This is a genomic window from Undibacterium sp. GW821-FHT07F11 (assembly GCF_059418665.1).
Genome location: NZ_JBWKQH010000006.1, coordinates 372,561 through 389,983 on the forward strand (window position 1 = coordinate 372,561; position 17,423 = coordinate 389,983).

14 protein-coding genes are annotated in these 17,423 nt (G+C 51.9%); 5 read left to right on the forward strand and 9 right to left on the reverse strand.

The genetic code is table 11. From position 1 onward, the window contains the following. Positions 1 to 104 precede the first annotated feature (104 nt). The 3 genes from AC07OI_RS17420 (at position 105) to AC07OI_RS17430 (ending at position 2,657) form a co-directional block, all read left to right on the forward strand. Positions 105 to 746 carry a response regulator gene (locus AC07OI_RS17420; protein ID WP_495258063.1) on the forward strand — a complete coding sequence of 214 codons (642 nt, stop codon included), beginning with the start codon at positions 105 to 107 and terminating at the stop codon, positions 744 to 746. 58 nt (positions 747 to 804) lie between these two features. Continuing rightward, a complete protein-coding gene (locus tag AC07OI_RS17425) occupies positions 805 to 2,313 on the forward strand; it encodes an ATP-binding protein (protein WP_492705019.1) in 1,509 nt (502 codons plus the stop codon). 71 nt (positions 2,314 to 2,384) lie between these two features. Further along, a complete protein-coding gene (locus tag AC07OI_RS17430; RefSeq protein WP_492705021.1) occupies positions 2,385 to 2,657 on the forward strand; it encodes a hypothetical protein in 273 nt (90 codons plus the stop codon). Positions 2,658 to 2,732: 75 nt separating this feature from the next. On the opposite strand, the gene AC07OI_RS17435 is transcribed toward AC07OI_RS17430, so the two are convergent. Further along, the gene (locus AC07OI_RS17435; RefSeq protein WP_495258064.1) at positions 2,733 to 4,481 is read right to left on the reverse strand and encodes an ATP-binding cassette domain-containing protein; all 1,749 of its coding nucleotides are present in this window, start codon (positions 4,479 to 4,481) and stop codon (positions 2,733 to 2,735) included. Positions 4,482 to 4,779: 298 nt separating this feature from the next. Further along, a complete protein-coding gene (locus tag AC07OI_RS17440) occupies positions 4,780 to 5,679 on the reverse strand; it encodes a dioxygenase family protein (protein ID WP_492705024.1) in 900 nt (299 codons plus the stop codon). Between the two features lie 195 nt (positions 5,680 to 5,874). On the opposite strand from AC07OI_RS17440, the gene AC07OI_RS17445 reads away from it, so the two are divergent. Together AC07OI_RS17445 and AC07OI_RS17450 are read left to right on the forward strand one after the other, a co-directional pair. Next, positions 5,875 to 6,564, forward strand: coding sequence for a response regulator (locus AC07OI_RS17445; RefSeq protein ID WP_423005881.1), 690 nt, complete (start codon positions 5,875 to 5,877; stop codon positions 6,562 to 6,564). 2 nt (positions 6,565 to 6,566) lie between these two features. After that, complete coding sequence (locus tag AC07OI_RS17450; RefSeq protein ID WP_492705026.1) at positions 6,567 to 7,832, forward strand: ATP-binding protein; 1,266 nt, start codon at positions 6,567 to 6,569, stop codon at positions 7,830 to 7,832. A gap of 102 nt (positions 7,833 to 7,934) precedes the next feature. Here AC07OI_RS17450 and AC07OI_RS17455 read toward each other — a convergent pair whose 3' ends face one another. From AC07OI_RS17455 to AC07OI_RS17485, 7 genes are all read right to left on the reverse strand, one after another. After that, complete coding sequence (locus AC07OI_RS17455; RefSeq protein WP_492705028.1) at positions 7,935 to 9,299, reverse strand: sensor histidine kinase; 1,365 nt, start codon at positions 9,297 to 9,299, stop codon at positions 7,935 to 7,937. Then, positions 9,296 to 10,630, reverse strand: coding sequence for a sigma-54-dependent transcriptional regulator (locus tag AC07OI_RS17460; RefSeq protein ID WP_492705030.1), 1,335 nt, complete (start codon positions 10,628 to 10,630; stop codon positions 9,296 to 9,298). Before AC07OI_RS17460 ends, AC07OI_RS17455 begins: the two co-directional genes overlap by 4 nt. A 41-nt stretch (positions 10,631 to 10,671) precedes the next feature. Further along, positions 10,672 to 11,919, reverse strand: a complete 1,248-nt coding sequence (locus AC07OI_RS17465; RefSeq protein WP_492705031.1) for an ABC transporter permease — start codon at positions 11,917 to 11,919, stop codon at positions 10,672 to 10,674. 7 nt (positions 11,920 to 11,926) lie between these two features. Then, complete coding sequence (locus AC07OI_RS17470; protein ID WP_492705032.1) at positions 11,927 to 13,231, reverse strand: ABC transporter permease; 1,305 nt, start codon at positions 13,229 to 13,231, stop codon at positions 11,927 to 11,929. An 8-nt stretch (positions 13,232 to 13,239) separates the two neighbouring features. Further along, positions 13,240 to 13,995, reverse strand: coding sequence for an ABC transporter ATP-binding protein (locus AC07OI_RS17475; protein WP_492705034.1), 756 nt, complete (start codon positions 13,993 to 13,995; stop codon positions 13,240 to 13,242). A gap of 43 nt (positions 13,996 to 14,038) precedes the next feature. Continuing rightward, entirely contained in the window at positions 14,039 to 15,307 is a 1,269-nt protein-coding gene (locus AC07OI_RS17480) for an efflux RND transporter periplasmic adaptor subunit (protein WP_495258065.1), read from the reverse strand. 193 nt (positions 15,308 to 15,500) lie between these two features. Next, positions 15,501 to 17,345 carry a M48 family metallopeptidase gene (locus AC07OI_RS17485; protein WP_495258066.1) on the reverse strand — a complete coding sequence of 615 codons (1,845 nt, stop codon included), beginning with the start codon at positions 17,343 to 17,345 and terminating at the stop codon, positions 15,501 to 15,503. Positions 17,346 to 17,423: the final 78 nt, after the last annotated feature.

Consider the following 17,423-nt stretch of genomic DNA (forward strand, 5'->3'; position numbering starts at 1 on the left):
GCGAGGCGTATTTCAGCACTCTCAATGATGCAATTGCTAGTGAAAAGCATTACTATTGCGTTTAATGAGTAAATTATTGTGCTAAATAATAAGGTGTTGTAATTATGGAAAATGGCATACGGGTATTACTGGCCGATGATCATCCCATCGTGATGACAGGTTTTGCCATGTCGCTGGGTAGTCTGGGTATTGCCGTACTGGGGCAAGCCAGGACGCCGCAAGAGGCATTCGAGCAATATGCAAGCTTGAAACCGGATGTAGTGATACTGGACATACGTTTTGGTGCTGACCTGACTGGTCTGGACGCTGCGCGCGATATCCTGGCGCAATTTGCCGATGCGAAAATTGTCTTCCTCAGTCAGTTTGACCAGGATGCACTGATCAAGGAAGCCTATCGTCTCGGTGCCAAGGCCTTTGTCACCAAGGACTGTGATCCGGCTGATCTGGCAACGGCAGTGCAGCGTGCGCATCAGGGAGAATTGTATTTCCTGCCGCAGATTGCAGAGCGCCTTGCGAATTTATCAGTGCGTGGGGATGAATCACCACAATCGCTGTTGAATGAGCGTGACCTGGAAATCTTCAAGTTCATGGCAGAGGGGCTGACCAATGCCGAGATTGCCGAGAGACTGGACCTGTCGTTAAAAACCATCAGCAATGTCAGTCAGGCCATCAAGGAAAAACTGGGTGTACACAGACCTGCCTACATCACCAAGCTGGCGGTCAAGCATGGCCTGATTGCAACGTGATGCAGTCACAGACACAGATGCAAGCATTGGCACCTGCAATAATGCAGGCAACCACGCAATGAATTTTGCCGCGCTACGCTGGCGTAACTGGGACTTGCGATCGCGCCTGTTTCTCATCATCTTGCTGCCGGTGATTTATATGTTTTGCGCTGTGGTCTGGTATTCCTATCAGTCTCGCTTGCAGGAGGGCAAGGCAGAATTGCTGGAGCGCGCCTACGTGGTCTCCACCACACTGGCTGAAAGTGTCGAATACAATCTGCTGACCAAAAACCTGGCGGGACTGAAAAATACCATGGCCGATGTCATGCTGTCAGACCGCAGCATTGCCAGGATAGACGTGCTTGATACGGACAAGAAAGACATCCTGCATATTATTTCTACCGAAAAAATTCAGCAAGCGGAACATTCGGTCGAAGTACCGGTCAGACGTCAGCTGGTGTGGGTGAATTTGCTGAAGGAATCCAAGTCCGCGAAATCTGGTGTTTTACCGTTAACGACCACCAGTACTGAGAGCAAAGATGCAGATATGCTGGGCTATGTCAGGGTCACCATGTCGGCTACGCGCATGCTGGCCAAGCATAGCCAGCGTTTCATGTTTGAACTGGCGATGAGTGCACTGGCCTTGTTCGTCAGCGCGGTGCTGGCTGTATACCTGGCTTTAAGCCTGACACGTCCTTTGCAAAAATCCATAGAAACCCTGCGTGAAATACGCGAAGGTGATTATTCGAATACACTGGAAGTGACAACGGGTGGTGAGATAGGTGACTTGCAGACTTCCATCAATGCCATGTCTGTCAGCCTGCAACAAGCCAAGCAGGATCTGGAAAACAAGGTGCAGGAAAGAACACGGGACTTGATGGAGTCGCGCAATGAAGCTTTGAAAGCCAATGCAGAAAAACGCAAGCTGATACAAAAGGTTCACAGCATTGTTGAAGATGAACGCAAGAGCATCGCCATAGAAATTCATGATGAATTGAATGCCTCATTGATTGCAGCGAGGCTGGAGGCACAACGCATACAGCATTTGGCTGCACAGATAGATGTGGTCGACGCGAATGGTGAAGTCGCAGGCGAAATCCAGGAGCGCGCCAAGGCTATCACCAAACTGACTCTGGACTTATATGCCAATGGCCGCAACCTGGTACGCCGCCTGCGGCCTGAAGTACTGGACATGCTGGGTCTGCAAGGTGCGGTCGAAGACATGCTCAGGCATTTCCACAGCAATGTACCAGGTTGCCAGTTTCATTTTGACAGTGACGGAGATTTTTCAGGATTGGATAGCGGTCTGGCGATTTCTGTCTACAGGATCATCCAGGAGGCTTTGTCGAATGTCATGAAGCACGCGCAGGCTACCCAGGTGGAAGTCGCATTGAGCATGCTGGAAGAACAAAAAAGTTTGCAGATAGAGGTCAGTGACAATGGCAAGGGTTTTGACATACATCACAGTTCTGCTGGCATAGGTATTACCGGCATGCGTGAACGTGTTGCGGCATTCAATGGTGAGATAGATTTGCAATCTTCGACAGAGGCGGGAACGCAATTGATCATACGTTTTCCATTGGCATAAAGTGTGGAATTTGCAAGTCTGGCGAATAATGTTTTATGTGCAATGAGTAGTTTTTTGAACGGATATACAAGATGAAACTCTTGTTCAAAATAGCAGGTGCCAGTGCGCTGCTGTTTTTACTGACAGGTATGGCGGTATTGCAGAACTGGATATCCAGTTCTGCTGCCGCATATCTGGTTTTCTTTGTCGCATTCGCAGCCTTTGCGACATGGATATTTTTCAGTGTGTTTTCTACTGGCTCGCCACAAAATGCAAACCTGATCGCTTGCCCGAAATGCAGTATGCGTACCGATAGTCAGCGCGAAGAATGCATGTGGTGTGACCAGGGTTTGCCTGGGAGTTAAAAACCGAAACACAACAACTATCCTGCCTGATGTTGTGCTTCGGTAAGGATGGCAATAAATTCCTGATCAGATGGACTAATCCAGACCAAGAAAATGATTCAAACGCACCATTTCACTATGCCAGCTTGCCTGCTGTTGTGGCTTTTGATGTTTGGGTTTGCGAGCCAGGTCAGCCTGCAATAACTCTTCCAGTTCACACAGTCTTTGCAAAGCCTGCTCAGTATCGCTGAGCAGGCTTTCGCCAACTTTGTTATTCGCTGTATTACGTTCAACGGGCATGGCTGCGGATGTCTGCTGTTTTTGCCGCAGACACTGATAGGCGCTTTCTGCATCCAGCCATCTTTCCAGGTGCCCATCCTGCGCCACCCAGAATTCCTGACAGCTTTGTTCTATCAAATCCCTGTCATGGGAAACCAGCAAAAAGCCACCAGCAAATCCTGCCAGCGCCTCTGTCAATTCCTGCTTGCCCTGCATATCCAGATGATTGGTCGGTTCATCGAGAAACAGCAAGTGATAGCTGGCCAGTGAGAGTGCCAAAAACAGCAGACGGGCGCGTTCACCGCCACTCAGCGATGCCACTTTTTGCTGATGACGGTGATACGGGAAGCCTGCTGAAATCAGCGCCTGTTTACGCGCCAGTTCTGTCCTGGCAGTTTCCGAACCAGCGACAAAGGGATACAGCGCATCCGGCAGGCTGGCATCGCTATTCAGTTGCTGCAGAGACTGGTCGTAATAACCTATCTGTGCTGCCGTATGCCAGCGAATTTGTTCAGATATCTCTCCTGATAATATCGCTTGCCAGCATTGCCTGAGCAAGGAAGATTTGCCTGTGCCATTTGCACCCAGTAAAGCGATCTTGTCACCTGGCCGTACACCGAATTGCTCCAGCCTGAACAGGCCGGGCAAACCCGGGGCAGCTCTGACCGTCAAGGCGTCCAGTTGCAACAAATGATTGGCCGCCAATGCCTTGCCATGCAATTGCAAAGTCCATGGCTGGCCTTCAGTGACTGTGGTTTGTTCTTCCTTCAAGCGGTCGGCCCGTTTTTGCATGGTCTTGGCTTTACGTGCCAGCTTTTCGTTGTCATAGACGCTGCCCCAGATAGCCAGACGCTTGCTGCTGGCCGCCAGCCTGTCAATTTCGCATTGTTCTGCGTCACGCCTGGCTTGCGCGGCGTCATCCGCCAGAGCCAGAGATTGCAGGGCTTCTGAGCAGGGCTGGTCAAAGCAGGTGATTTGCCTGTCACGCAAGATCCAGCTTTGTCGTGTCACCCGATTCAACAGGCGCTGGTCATGCGATACCAATACGAATGCGCCTTTCCAGTTCAACAAAAATTCTTCCAGCCATAACAGGGATGGCAAGTCGAGATGATTGCTGGGCTCGTCCAGCAGCAAGAGATTGGGATCGCGTAATAAGGCGCGTCCCAATAGCAGGCGGGTATGCTGCCCACCGGACAGGGATTGCACGGCGACCCCGGCAGTGGCTGCATCTATGCCAAGTTCGTGCAAGAGGCTGTCGACACGCCAGTGCAGTTCTGGCACGTCGTTGATCGCATCCAGCATGGCGTTATACAGACTCAGGGTATGCAGGGCAGGTGGCAAGTGTTGCTCGACATATTGCAGGCGACACAGGCGTGCCATCTGTATGCTGCCGCTATTGGCAGTGCGTTGCCCTGCCAGCAGCGAAAGCAATGTGGATTTGCCACTACCATTGTGGCCTATCAAGCCTATGCGCTGGCCGACTTGCAGGGTGAAGTTAAGATCCTGGAATAAAACGCCATGGCTGGTTTCCAGTTGTAATGCTTGTGCAGATAATAAGGTAGTCATGCTCTTGTCTTTGATTTGGGATGCAGGCATCCACGTCAACAGGAGCGCTAACGATAATGAGCCGAGAACAGGCCCGGAGGGTAAGTGGGATAAGTGCTCTCGTCTTGTTATCGCAGCGCGATGGAACTAGGACAAGAGCTGGCAAATATACCAAAGTTGCGTATGCCGCTGATGGCATACTTTAGAACTTCCATGTTTTCCTCCTTTCATTAAAAAGAGTTGAGGAGTTGATTAGAAGCCCGATTCTATTGAAATACCGGGAGCAAGGCAAGATGTCCATACTCCCGCCATGTCAACACTACGCAGATATGCCTACCGTCAAAGTTACCACATAGCCCAGTGTCGCACTGCCAGTCACGCTGACCATTTGCAGGCTGGTGCCATCGCTAAAGACATTGTCAGTTGCATACGTAATTTGTGCGAGGTTGCGCACACTGGCTGTATAGCCAGTGGCCTGGTAAGCTTCATTCAGGGTTGCCATGGGGAAGGTGAATTGTGAAGTCTTGACCTTGTTATTGGCACTGCTGATTTTGGCGACGCTGGGGTAAACCTCAAAATGCACATGTGGAATACGACCTGAATAACAGCCAGGAAATATCGTGGTAAAACTGACACTGCCGTTGCTGTCCGTCTCCTGCACTCCGCGCAGGTAATTTTCAGCGGTGATGCCGGATGAATACATGGAGTAATTGCCATCCCTGTCACAATGCCAGAGGTAGATTGCATAACCGGCCAGTGAGGCGCAGCTGGTCTTGGTATTCACCAATTGCAATTTGATGGTCAAAGGCACACCCGCTGCCACACCGCTGGCACCAGCTATACTGGAACGTATATCACTGCGCACGATGCCAGACAAGGCCAGCGCATTGGCAATACTTGCGCCATTGCTATTACTGCCGTCACCAGGGTAGGGCCCGGCTGTTTCTTCCGGGATGATGCTGCAGCTTGCAGTACTGGTGCCTGTTGTAGTGCCTGTGCTTGTACCAGTAGTTGTGCCGGTAGTGGTCCCAGTAGCAGTCCCAGTAGTAGTGGTGCCAGTGCTGGTAGATGAGGTCGTGGTGGCATCACTGCCGCCACCACAGCCCAGTAAAGTTGCAGCGCCGCCAACTGATATCCAGCGCAGCATTTGCCTGCGTGACGCGGCTGCCTGCATCAGGGTATGAAGATCGGTTTCCAGTTGATTTGTATGCTTGTCCATGATGTCTCTCCTTACGTTGGTGTTGCTGCATTGTGTCGCGCCGACTTGTTAAGTGCAGTAAAGCAAAGGTAAAGTTAGGTAAGGATTTTGTGTCATGCCAGAAGCAGGACTGTAAAAGCAGGTAAATTTGCCCAAGTATGCGGATGGCTTTGCTATGATCAACATCAACATACAATCTTTTTTCTTTCTTACAACATGACCAAGGTATTGCTCGCAGACGATGACGTCGAACTGGTAGGCATGCTCAAGGAATATCTTGAGCGTGAGGGCTTTGTCATTACTACAGTACATGATGGTGAGCAGGCGGTGGTGGAAGCTCTGTCCGGCCAGCATGCGATTGCCGTGCTGGATGTCATGATGCCGCGCATGAATGGTATCGATGCCTTGCGACGCATACGTGAACATAGCCGTATGCCTGTGCTGATGCTGACAGCCCGTGGTGATGATGTAGACCGCATTATCGGCCTTGAGCTGGGTGCCGATGACTATGTGCCCAAGCCATGTACCCCACGCGAATTGCTGGCCAGGCTCAGGGCCATCCTGCGCCGTACTGAGAGTGGCATGAATGCAGATCAGGACAGACAATGCCTGGTCGTCGGTGCCTTGCAATTGTGGCCGGGGCAGCGCCGTGCAGAATGGAATAATAAAATGCTGGACCTGACCAGCACCGAATTTACCTTGCTGGAATTGCTGGTAAAAAATGCCGGACAAACCGTCAGCAAGAATGAATTATCCGAACAGGGACTGGGTCGGCCACTGGCCAGGTTCGACAGGAATATCGATGTCCACCTGAGCAGCATACGCCAGAAAATCAGCGCCTTTGCTGATGGCCGCACCGTCATACAGACCGTGTACCGCCAGGGTTATATGCTGACGCGCGAGTGACTATGCTGAAACTCGGACGTTTGTTTTGGAAGTTCTTTTTCTTCATCTGGCTGGCGCAATTGACGGCGATCGCTGGTATCAGCATCACCTTCTGGATTAAACACAGTAATGAAGAAATGGCTAAATCGCTTGCCGGAGAGCCGGTTGCCAGCAAGCCACCGCACGAAGACTGGCGTGGTGTTGGAGCTAGGCCTGGATCCAAACGTGGTCCGGGACCAGAGCCAGGGCCAGGACTTGGGCCCGGACCTGGACAAGGCGCAAAGCCTGATTTTCCTGATGGTGCCAGACCGGACCGCCCGCCAGGTGAGCCAGGACAAGCACCTATGGGTATGCGCAAGCCCCCACCTGATGGCGGCGATTCACGTGCCTTTATCCCTATGGTAGTTGCATTGTTCGCCAGTCTGCTGTTTGCAGCCCTGATGGCATGGTATATGTCCAAACCCATACGCAGGCTGAGTGAAGCCTTTCATGAACTGGCCGGTGGCAAGCTGCAAACGCGCATAGGGGATAGCATGGGAAAGCGCAAGGATGAGTTGACCGAGCTAGGGCACGATTTTGACCGCATGGCCGAGCAATTGACAGGCTCCCTGCAAAACCAGCGCCGCCTTTTGCACGATGTCTCGCACGAATTGCGTTCACCACTGGCACGCCTGCAGGCAGCCATAGGCCTGGCACGCCAGCAGCCGGACAAGGCCGAAGAATACATGGTACGCATGGACAGGGAGGCTGTGCGCATGGACAAGCTGGTGGGCGAAATCCTGACTTTATCGCGGCTGGAAGCTGGCGCCAACGCGGGGCAAGACCTGATACACATGGATGAATTATTTGCCGACCTGACCGACAATGCCCATTTTGAAGCGAAGACCGCAGGCAAGGCTTTCAAGACGGAATTTTCTGCCGATGAAATCAGCAAGGTCTGTGTATTGGGCCGTTATGAATTACTGCATCGTGCCATGGAAAATGTCTTGCGCAATGCCATACGGCATACCCGCCCTGACACTGCAGTGACCCTGCAGGCCGAGGTCAAGGACAGTCAATTGCATGTCTCCATATTGGACGAAGGACAGGGGGTGCCGGAAGCTGAATTGCAAAGTATCTTCCAACCCTTTTATCGTAGTGTGCTGGCCGAACAAAGCAGTGAGGGATATGGCCTGGGTCTGGCGATTACCCAGCGCGTGATACAGGCGCATGGTGGCAGCATCACCGCCAGCAATCGCCGCGCTGCGGGTTTATGTATGCTATTGATCTTGCCTATTGCATTTGCCTGAGAGGCCGTTGCAAAATTAAACTGGCCAGGCGTCACCGACGAAGGCAGTACTTTTAGTACGACTAGGAGGTGCAACAACGCCAGGTTAATTTTGCAGCAGCTTCTATGACGGTATAGGCAGGAACAGACTAACAGTCAAGCCGCCGCCTTCACGGTTTTGCAGGCTGATTCTGCCGCCATGTGCTTCTATGATTTCACGCACCAGTGCCAGGCCCAGGCCTGTACCGCTACGCTTGGTGGAATAAAAGGGGATCAGGGCGTTCGACATCACCGTATCCGTCATGCCGCTACCCCTGTCCATGACTTCGATGCGTATGACGCCTTGCAAGTTGCGTATGCCAAGGCTGACCTCATCTTCCCTTGAGCCGGATTCGTGGGCATTCTTCAATAAATTCAGCAAGGCATGTTCCATCTGCGCACGGTCCAGGTTGATGGCTTCTTCTGGCAAATTGTCGATGACGGTGAAGATAACTTGTGACTTCAGGCCTGCGATAAAACTATCCCAGCGCGTACTCTCCAGCCTGGGTGTTGGCAATTTGGCGAAGCGCGCATAACCATCGATAAAACTTTCCAGATGGCGGGTGCGTTCTTCTATTGTTTGCAGGATAGTTGGCAAGCGCTCGGTCTGGCCACGTCCTACCAGTACAGCAGCAGAATTTGCCAGTGAAGCAATCGGTGCCAGAGAATTATTCAATTCATGACTGATAACGCGTATGACTTTTTTCCAGGTCTGCACTTCCTGGCGGCGTAATTCCACCGTCAGGTGGCGTAGCAAGAATAATTCATGATGGCGACCGTTAAGGCTGAAATGACGGCGCGCCAGGTGATAGACTTCTTCCTCTTCTTCCGGGTCTTTGGCGGCCACTGTGAACAGGCCATCACCCCCACGCAGTATGGCTTCGCGCAAGGAGGCCGAGACTTGCATCATCACTTCATTAAAGCTGAAACCTTCCAGCTTGCGTCCCTGGTTCAGTAATTGCCTGGCAGCGATATTGGCAAACACAATGGGGCCATGGTCGGCTACCAGCATCATTGCTACTGGCGTATTTTGCACCATGGTATCAAGCAGCAATTCGCGCTGTACCAGATTCAATCGCTGCTTGCGTAATACATCGCCCAGCGCATTGTGGGCCTCTACCAGTTCACCCAGCTCATCTTGTAGCGGCCAGTGCACACCGATGGAAAAATCATTGTCCTGATAACTGATGACCGTGCCTGCCAGAGTATGAAACAAACGTATCATGGCTTGCAACTGGCTGCGCAACAGACTCACGCCTATGGGCAAGATGATCAACAGACTGAGGCCAGTAGCCAGCCAGAGCTGGTCTGGCAACAAATGCAGCATGAGCATGCTGATAGCGACTGCCAGCAATAACATTGCCGCCATCAACAGGCTCAACCGCGTGAGCATGGAAAACAGCGGGCGTTTACCGACCGCGCCAGTTGATGGAGGCACCTGATCTGTCATGCGCTGCGACTGATGCCCAGCCTGTCCATGCGCCGGTATAGTGCCTGGCGGCTCAGGCCCAGCTCGGCGGCGGCTTGCGCCACCACGCCATGGGCTTTTTGCAGGGCGCGTTCTATGGCATCCTTGTCTGGCTCCTGCTCACTGACCCAGCTATTCACCAATGGCAGGCCAAGATCGCTTGGCATGATCTCGGACTTGGCTGCCAACAGGCAGGCGCGTTGCATGACATTTTTAAGCTCCCTGACATTACCTGGCCAGGCATATTGCACCAGTGCTGATGCTGTACTGGGATGCAGGGTCTTGCCATTGCTGAGAAAGTATTCTGCCAGCGGCAAGATGTCGCCGGTGCGTTCTGCCAGCGTTGGCAAATGCAATTCAATGACGTTGAGGCGGTATAGCAAATCCTGGCGGAAGCTGCCAGCCCTGATCATGGCTGGCAAGTCAGCGTTGGTGGCGCTTAAGACGCGTACCTTGACCTGTCTTTCCTTGTTCGAGCCCAGCCTTTCAAAGCGCCCGGTCTCCAGCACACGCAATAATTTCATTTGGCCTGCCAGCGGCAGATTACCAATTTCATCAAGGAACAGGGTACCGCCATCTGCTGCTTCAAACTTGCCTTCGCGGGCTTTACTGGCACCAGTGTACGCACCAGCTTCAGCACCAAAGAGCTCTGCTTCTATCAGTTCTGCAGGCAGGGCACCGCAATTCAATACAACAAAAGGGCCGTCCTTGACACTGGAATTGGCCTGTATGATTTCGGCGATTCTTTCCTTGCCTGCGCCATTCGGCCCGGTGATCAGCACGGGCACATCGGCGCGGGCTACCTGGCAAGCCATGCCCAGTACCCGCTCGGTGGCCGCATCATTCCATACCAGATTGCAGAGATTGAATTTTTGTTCAAGCTCGCGTTTTTGCTTGCGTTCACGTTGCAGTCTTTGTTGCAGGGCACGGTTGCTTTGCCCCAGTTCTATCAGATTCCTGACCGTAGTCAGCAGTTTTTGATCATTCCAGGGTTTGCCGAGATAATCGGCAGCGCCTGACCTGATCAGTTCCACCGCCGCATCCAGATGTGTCCAGGCTGTCAGCAAGATCACGGGCAGGTCAGGATAGCGCTTGCGTATTTCAGTGAACAGGGCACGGCCTTCATCACCAGAGGTGGTGTCGGCCGTGAAGTTCATATCCTGTATCACCAGATCAATAGACTGATGTTCCAGCATCGCCAGACCCTGTTCTGGCGATGTGGCGCAGACCGCATCAATATCATGCAGGGAAAACAGCACTTCCAGTGCCACTGCGACGGTGGCGTTGTCATCAATAATTAATACGGTAGGCATTGTCAGTGTTTGAGTTTTCACGGCTTCAGGTTTTCAGCACATCAGGTACTGCGGGTAGCAGTGGCAGGTGAAATCGACGCAGCACGCGCCGCCGGTCCCACCACCGCGATGATACCAAGTATCCAGAAAATTACACTGCCTCCCAGCAAATAAGGGACAGGCAATTTCGTTAATTCCAGTTTGCTGACCAATAATTGATTCAAGGCTACCGCCAGTGCCAGGCCGCAAGCAATGCCAAAACTGGTGATCATCAGGTTTTCTGTGACAAAGTAACGCAGCACATCTATCTTGCGCGCACCCAATGCACGGCGCACACCGATATGCTTACGGCGCTGCGTCACCCACAGGCTGGAAATGCCGACGATGCCGCTGGCGGTTACCAATAAGAGCAAGACGCAGACTGCAATCAGCATCCAGGCCAGGCCATTGTCAGCACGGTAGCGTCTGGTCCGGTCTTCCTGGAAGCTACGCATATTGATGACGATGGGTGTGGCAGATGCTTTCCTGAGCGCCATCTCAACATCCTTCATGACACGTTCACGCTGACCGGGTTCAGCACGTATCGAATATTTGGAGTAAGGGTCATTCGACAGACGTGTCGGCAAGACAACCGAAATTTCACCTTTTGCACCAATTTGGGCTCCATGGGTTTGCAAGCGGTCAAGCACGCCAATGATCCTTGTCCCATTCGCATCGTCACCAGTACCAAAATAAATTGTTTTCCCTACCACGCTAGCTTGGCCGGGGAAAAGTTTCTCTGCGAGGCTCTTGGTAATGATGACGACATCAGGAAATTCCTTGCTGGTGCTGGTGTCAATTTCGCGGAATTCATCCTGATTGAAGTCGCGCCCGTCAGCCAGCTTCAGACCCCAGAGTTTCATCACGGATTCTGACGCGATATACATCGACACGTTGGCGCTGGTAGCAGCCTGTTTTCTGTCCAGCGAAATACCAGTGGTACTGCCTGACCACGATAATGGTGTCTGGCTGACCCGGGTGACGCCTTGTACGCCAGGGACACCGCGTATTGTTGCTTCTTCCTGCTTTTGCGTAGCGATCTGTTCTGCATGATCAGCAACTTTGCGGTTGCTGATATTGATGGAAAACAGATCATTTTCTTCTGTCAGGCCGCTGGGGCGCGCCACCACTTCCATGCGCAGTTGAACGATGTAGACAGCGTTGGTTAAAATTGCCAGGCTGATGGCAACTTGCAGGGCTACCAGGATGGCACCGGTCTTGCTGCGCAGCAGTGCAGATAATATGGGGCGAATTTCCAGATTGAGTTTCATATTGTTCTCATTGTGATTTGAGTTGTATCGCAGGCGTTACCTGGCATGCACGCCAGGTCGGGAACAATCCCGCCAATATGGCCGCAGTGACTGACATCACAAAGGTAATGCTCAGCATTTGCCAGTCCATGTGTGCCACGACAGTAAGCTGTTTCGATTGCTTGGCTATGAGGGCAAGCGCACCAAACGCCAAAAGCAGGCCGGCAACACCGCCAGCCAGGCCAATGACACTGCTTTCGATGAGGAATTGATTGAATATCTCTTTGCGGGATGCCCCCAGCGCGCGCCGTACGCCGACTTCCGATGCCCGTGCAGAAAATTTTGCCAGTAAAAGACCCACGGTATTCACCAGACACAATAACAGGAAACCAAATGCCAGCCATGCAGACAGCTTGTTATCATTGCCTACCACTTTCGACTCATCCAGCCATTCCATGACATTGAATAGCTTATTTTTAGCCTGACGCATGTAACGCCCAAGCTTGCGCTGTTCAGATGCATAATTATCGAGGTAGCTTTGCAGTTCCTGGCGCTGGCCTTCCGACTTTAATTCAAACCAGAAGCTCAACCATGTGCATTCAGAATCCAGTCGTCCCTGCCAGCCGGGAGCAGTGTCGCCAGTGCAGCCCATGCCGCCTGCGTGGGTAATTTCATGCCGGATGGCGCTGGCAAGAGGGATGAAGAAATCTTCCTGCACACCAAAAGTGGCGTTGCGGTAAAAGCGGGGACTTGGCTCCCAGGTGTCGAGTACGCCGACTATCTGGAACTGGTGGCCTATCATGGTCAGGTACTGACCAACAGGATTGGCATTGCCATACAGTTTATCCGCCAATTTTTTCCCAAGTACGACAACGTCTGCGGCTTTTGCATCATCATTTTCAGTCCATCCCTGTCCATGCAAAAACGGCGTATCAAACATGGCGAAAAAATCCTTGGTGACGGCGGCGCCTTCCGGCTCTATTACAGGCAAGTCTTTGCGTGCCGGTTCTATTGCCATTAATATGCCGTACATAGCCGCACGTCTTTCTCCTATCCTGGCTGACAAATGATTCATGACGTCCCGGTAACTCATCTGGGTATCATTCGGCTTGTCATCCGGAGAGTAGCCTTTCAGTGGACCATTATCCATCAGGGGCGTGAACAGGCGGCTGCTCTTGTGTGGTATCGGGTCACCCGACATCACATGCAAGATCGTCAGGGTGGAAATGCTGGCAGCGACGCCAACTGCCAGGGTAAGCACCATCAGGGCAGTTAGTGCCGGGTTACGGCGCAGGCTGCGTATGCCAAGTAAAAAATAATAACGAAACATCATGCGGCTCCTCAGGCGACTGCCGAACTGTCAATTTCATTGGCAGAATCAGCATCTGTATGCCCATCTGCTTTGGCATCATAGAGTGAAGGCACTTTGCGCACCAGATCACTAACCTGGCCATCAATGATGTGCACATTGCGCTGGGCACGTACGGCCAGTTCCGGGTCATGCGTTACCATCAAAATAGTCGTGCCCTTGGCATTGATTTCTTCCAGTAATTCCATGACGCTGCGCGCCATCTGGGTATCCAGATTTCCGGTCGGTTCATCGGCCAGCAAGAGTTTGGGTGAGCCAGCCAGGGCGCGGGCAATTGCCACACGTTGTTGCTGACCACCAGACAATTCGGCAGGATAATGTTTCATACGCGAAGCCAGACCCACCTGGGCCAGTGCTGCTTCTATGCGGTCCTTGCGTTCGGTGGTATTCAGGCCGCGATAGCGCAGCGGCACATCGACATTGTCAAACAAATTCAAATCAGGAATCAGGTTGAAACCCTGAAAGATGAAACCCAGTTTTTCATTGCGCAGACGGGTGCGGGCGTTGTCGTCCATGCCTTTGACATTGATGCCGTCGAGCAGGTAATCACCATCATTAAATTCTTCCAGCAAACCGGCGATATTCAGGAAAGTGGTTTTGCCAGAACCGGAAGGCCCGGTCACGGTGACGAATTCACCTTGCTTGACATGGATGTCAAAGCCACGCAGGGCATGGGTTTCTATCAGGTGGGTGCGGTAAACTTTGCTCAGGCTTTTCATGCGTAACATGGGATATTCCTTTTTAAATTAATTGTTGATGTTTTTATCGGTATCAGTTATTGATGGAAACGCTGTTCGCGCTTTCAAATGTATCGGTACCGGATATCACGACTTTGTCGCCGTCTTTCAAACCACTGAGAATTTCTACTGCAGAGATACTGGTTGCACCCATTTTGATAGGACGGCGCTGGGCGACACCGTTTTCAACGACGTATGCAAAGCGACCACCGTCTGCCTCGACGAAGGGGCCGCGTGGCAAGATCATGACGTTGGCTTTTTCTTCCATCAGCAATCTGGCTGAAACGCGCTGGCTTTGACGCAAGCCTTCAGGCTGTTTGTCACTGAAGCGTACCCTGGCGAGTATCTGGTTCTTCACCACTTCTGGCGAAATGGCGGTCAGGGTACCCATGATCTTGTTATTGTTGATCATGATTTCTGCCTTCATTCCCAGACCCAGGTCTGTCATATAGGATTCAGGGATTTCCACTTCAACTTCAAGCTGAGACAGATCCACCAGGGTCATCAGTGCGGTATTAGCGGCCACCACACTGCGGTTGGAAATTGCCAGGCTGCCGATGATGCCGTCTACTGGCGCACGCAACTTCAATTCATCGACACGGCGTTTGGCAAAGTCCAGGGCGAGGCGCTGGCGTTGCAACTGGCTCATCTTGGTTTTTAATTCCAGCGTCACATCTTCGTTTTCCAGATCGGCCGCCTGTGCTGCATGTTTGGAGCGGATTTCTGTGGAATGCATGGCATCCTGGGCTTTCAGGAAGTCATTCTTGGCAACCACACCAACAACACCCGCTGCTTCTATGCGCTGGAAGGCACGCTGTGCCGCTGTGCGCTCTATCTCGGCCTGGTCGGCATCGCGTCTGGCGATCAGTTTTTGTTTCTTGGCGAGGATTTGCTGACGTGCGACTTCAGCTTCGAGTTGTTCGGTATTCGATTGCTCGCGTTTGAGCTGGTCGTTGAGATCAGGCGATTCTATCTCAGCGACGATATCGCCTTTCTTGACGGTGTCGCCAGCATTGGCTTTCAGTGTCACCGTACCGCCAGCGCTGGAATACAAGGTCGGGCTGATTGCTGCGACTATACGGCCATTCACCGACGCATCCCTGACCAGAGTGCCATGGCCGACTGTAGCAATGCGCAAACGTGCCGCATTCACAGACTGGCTGCTGCCGCGCCAGGCTGACATCAGCAATACCAGACCTGTGATGCCCACCAGAGTAGCGACGCCTGCAATGATGACACGCTTGCGTTTTTGTCCTTTATTGGCGGACAGCACCGTGTCCTGGCCTGAAGTGTCTCTTATCATGATGTTTCCATTAAACAGTTTGCATACTGTTTAGCAGAAACCGTGCCAGACTTAAGTTGTTGATTTGTATGGGTATTTTTTATTGTGTTTTTGTCCGCACTGTCCGTACTCTTGTCCGTACAGTGTGTCGTACACAACATAAAAAAATCCCGCCTGCAGAGACGGGATTTTCAAGGGCGTAAATACCAGAGATTTACTGCAAGGATTGCTGATGGCGCATGACTTGATGCCGGTGCCAGTAATGACCAGAGACATTCTTGAATTCTTCCCGCACTTTCTTGATGCCGGCGAGTTTCACCTTGGTCGATTTGGCACCCAGCATGCCTTTTTCAGGATGCTTGATGGTCAGTGTGTCCGACAGCATGCCATCTTCGTATTCATAAGTATCTACCCTGTCCCATGACAATGGTTCAGCTTCATCAGGCAAGACCCAGCCTGCATAAGTCACTTGTATGGCTTTTCCTTCGCTCAGGGAAAATTCCACAGGTGGGAAATAACGTAGCACCAGTGCTGCCTCTTCTTCATTGGCAGGCTCATAACGGTAGGCCAGGCTATGCTCATGCGCCTGAGAAAAATCTTCTTCATAGCTGGCCCACAAACGCGCTTCAATTTCGTCGGCAACCTGTATATCCGTGGCCCAGGTTTGTGCGGGTACACTGGTGACGATAGCACCGTAATCAGTTTCGGCAATGACATGACCGACATTTTTCATGCGCTCAGTCATCTTGGGATGGCTGTCATACGGATGCGGTACGCTGGCATCCTTCATGGTATCTATGAACGCTGAAGAACGTGCGTAAGGGTGCAGGCCGGAAGCCACAAATTGTGCTATCCCCAGGCTGGCACCATGTCTTTCATTACGCGAAAACAACTGGTTTTCGATTTCGTTTCTATAGTTGGCGTATGCGGCAATCTTGATCAATGAATAGGTGACTGCGGTTGGGGCAATCACTTTTGCAGCGATGCGGTCAGCCAGAAATTCACGGTCACGGCTATTGCGGGCAGAGGCAATTTCAAAAATCATGCGGTACAGACACATGAGATAAAACACCGTAGGTACATGGGCGCTGCGCATCTCAAAACAATATTGATCATATTGTGCAAGCTTGGGGCCAAGCGCTGCACTATTTGCCGTATCGCCACCACGGAAGTGCGCAAGTTCATGTGCCAATACTGCATCTGCCTCAGACTGGCTCAGCAAACGCAACAAGGGGATGCTGATGAACAGACTGCGTCCACGCAAACTCCTGCCGCTGACATTCAGGGGCGATTCGGTGACAAAGAAATTGGCATCAATACCTGCGACGATATTGTCTGGGGCAGCAGTTTTTAAACGTGTCGCCAGATCGCGTATGCGTTGCCACAGGCCGGGTGCTGCCTGTTCAGAAATCAATTCACCCTGAATCTGATGATTGTTATTAACACGTTTGAAGATACTGACGATCACATAGAAAACCGCAATCGCCACAAAGATGACGGCGATGCCAATCAGCTTGACGGAATAGCGGTTCATGAAATAGGCAGTGACCCAGAACGATAGCCACATCAGCATCGCACCCTGGGCAATTGTCCCGGCAGTACAACTCAACGTCAGCACACGCCAGCCTGTGACAAAACTCAGGTACTGGGCTTTTTCGTTGAGGAAGGCAAGGGCACCCAGCAAGAGTACGCTGATCAGCAAGACCACACCACCGGCCATGGTCCAGGCCGAAACTTTTCTGGCCATGATGAATTGCCAGTTATCTGAATAGCGGGCGCATACACGTTCTCTGTAACTGGCAGCTTCGGCTATATTACTGTCGCAGATTTTCGAAGGCGGATACTGGCGGAAAAATTCTTGCTGCTGAAATTTCTCGTCTGCAGTCAATTTGCTGTCTGTATCAATTTGCTGTGATACAAAACTCAGGAATTTCTCATCCTGCTTATTTTCCACATGTTGGGAAAACCAGTAAGTAAACGCGGGTATCAGGAACAGTGACAGCAGCGAATACAGCAGTATTTTTGCTAAATCTTTTTTTAGGGAGAGTCCGGCGGACATAAGCGTAATTTTTCCTGTTCATCAACATGCGGGGGGAACGATGCTGATGAACAGCCGAGATGTAACGGCGGCAGATAG

Excerpts from the sequence above, each read along its gene's own strand:
- AC07OI_RS17465 (WP_492705031.1), bottom strand. The coding sequence starts at position 11,919 with ATGAAACTCAATCTGGAAATTCGCCCCATATTATCTGCACTGCTGCGC.
- AC07OI_RS17440 (WP_492705024.1), bottom strand. The coding sequence starts at position 5,679 with ATGGACAAGCATACAAATCAACTGGAAACCGATCTTCATACCCTGATG.
- AC07OI_RS17455 (WP_492705028.1), bottom strand. The coding sequence starts at position 9,299 with ATGACAGATCAGGTGCCTCCATCAACTGGCGCGGTCGGTAAACGCCCG.
- AC07OI_RS17475 (WP_492705034.1), bottom strand. The coding sequence starts at position 13,995 with ATGTTACGCATGAAAAGCCTGAGCAAAGTTTACCGCACCCACCTGATA.
- AC07OI_RS17480 (WP_495258065.1), bottom strand. The coding sequence starts at position 15,307 with ATGATAAGAGACACTTCAGGCCAGGACACGGTGCTGTCCGCCAATAAA.
- AC07OI_RS17485 (WP_495258066.1), bottom strand. The coding sequence starts at position 17,345 with ATGTCCGCCGGACTCTCCCTAAAAAAAGATTTAGCAAAAATACTGCTG.
- AC07OI_RS17450 (WP_492705026.1), top strand. The coding sequence starts at position 6,567 with ATGCTGAAACTCGGACGTTTGTTTTGGAAGTTCTTTTTCTTCATCTGG.
- AC07OI_RS17460 (WP_492705030.1), bottom strand. The coding sequence starts at position 10,630 with ATGCCTACCGTATTAATTATTGATGACAACGCCACCGTCGCAGTGGCA.
- AC07OI_RS17435 (WP_495258064.1), bottom strand. The coding sequence starts at position 4,481 with ATGACTACCTTATTATCTGCACAAGCATTACAACTGGAAACCAGCCAT.
- AC07OI_RS17430 (WP_492705021.1), top strand. The coding sequence starts at position 2,385 with ATGAAACTCTTGTTCAAAATAGCAGGTGCCAGTGCGCTGCTGTTTTTA.
- AC07OI_RS17425 (WP_492705019.1), top strand. The coding sequence starts at position 805 with ATGAATTTTGCCGCGCTACGCTGGCGTAACTGGGACTTGCGATCGCGC.
- AC07OI_RS17420 (WP_495258063.1), top strand. The coding sequence starts at position 105 with ATGGAAAATGGCATACGGGTATTACTGGCCGATGATCATCCCATCGTG.
- AC07OI_RS17445 (WP_423005881.1), top strand. The coding sequence starts at position 5,875 with ATGACCAAGGTATTGCTCGCAGACGATGACGTCGAACTGGTAGGCATG.
- AC07OI_RS17470 (WP_492705032.1), bottom strand. The coding sequence starts at position 13,231 with ATGATGTTTCGTTATTATTTTTTACTTGGCATACGCAGCCTGCGCCGT.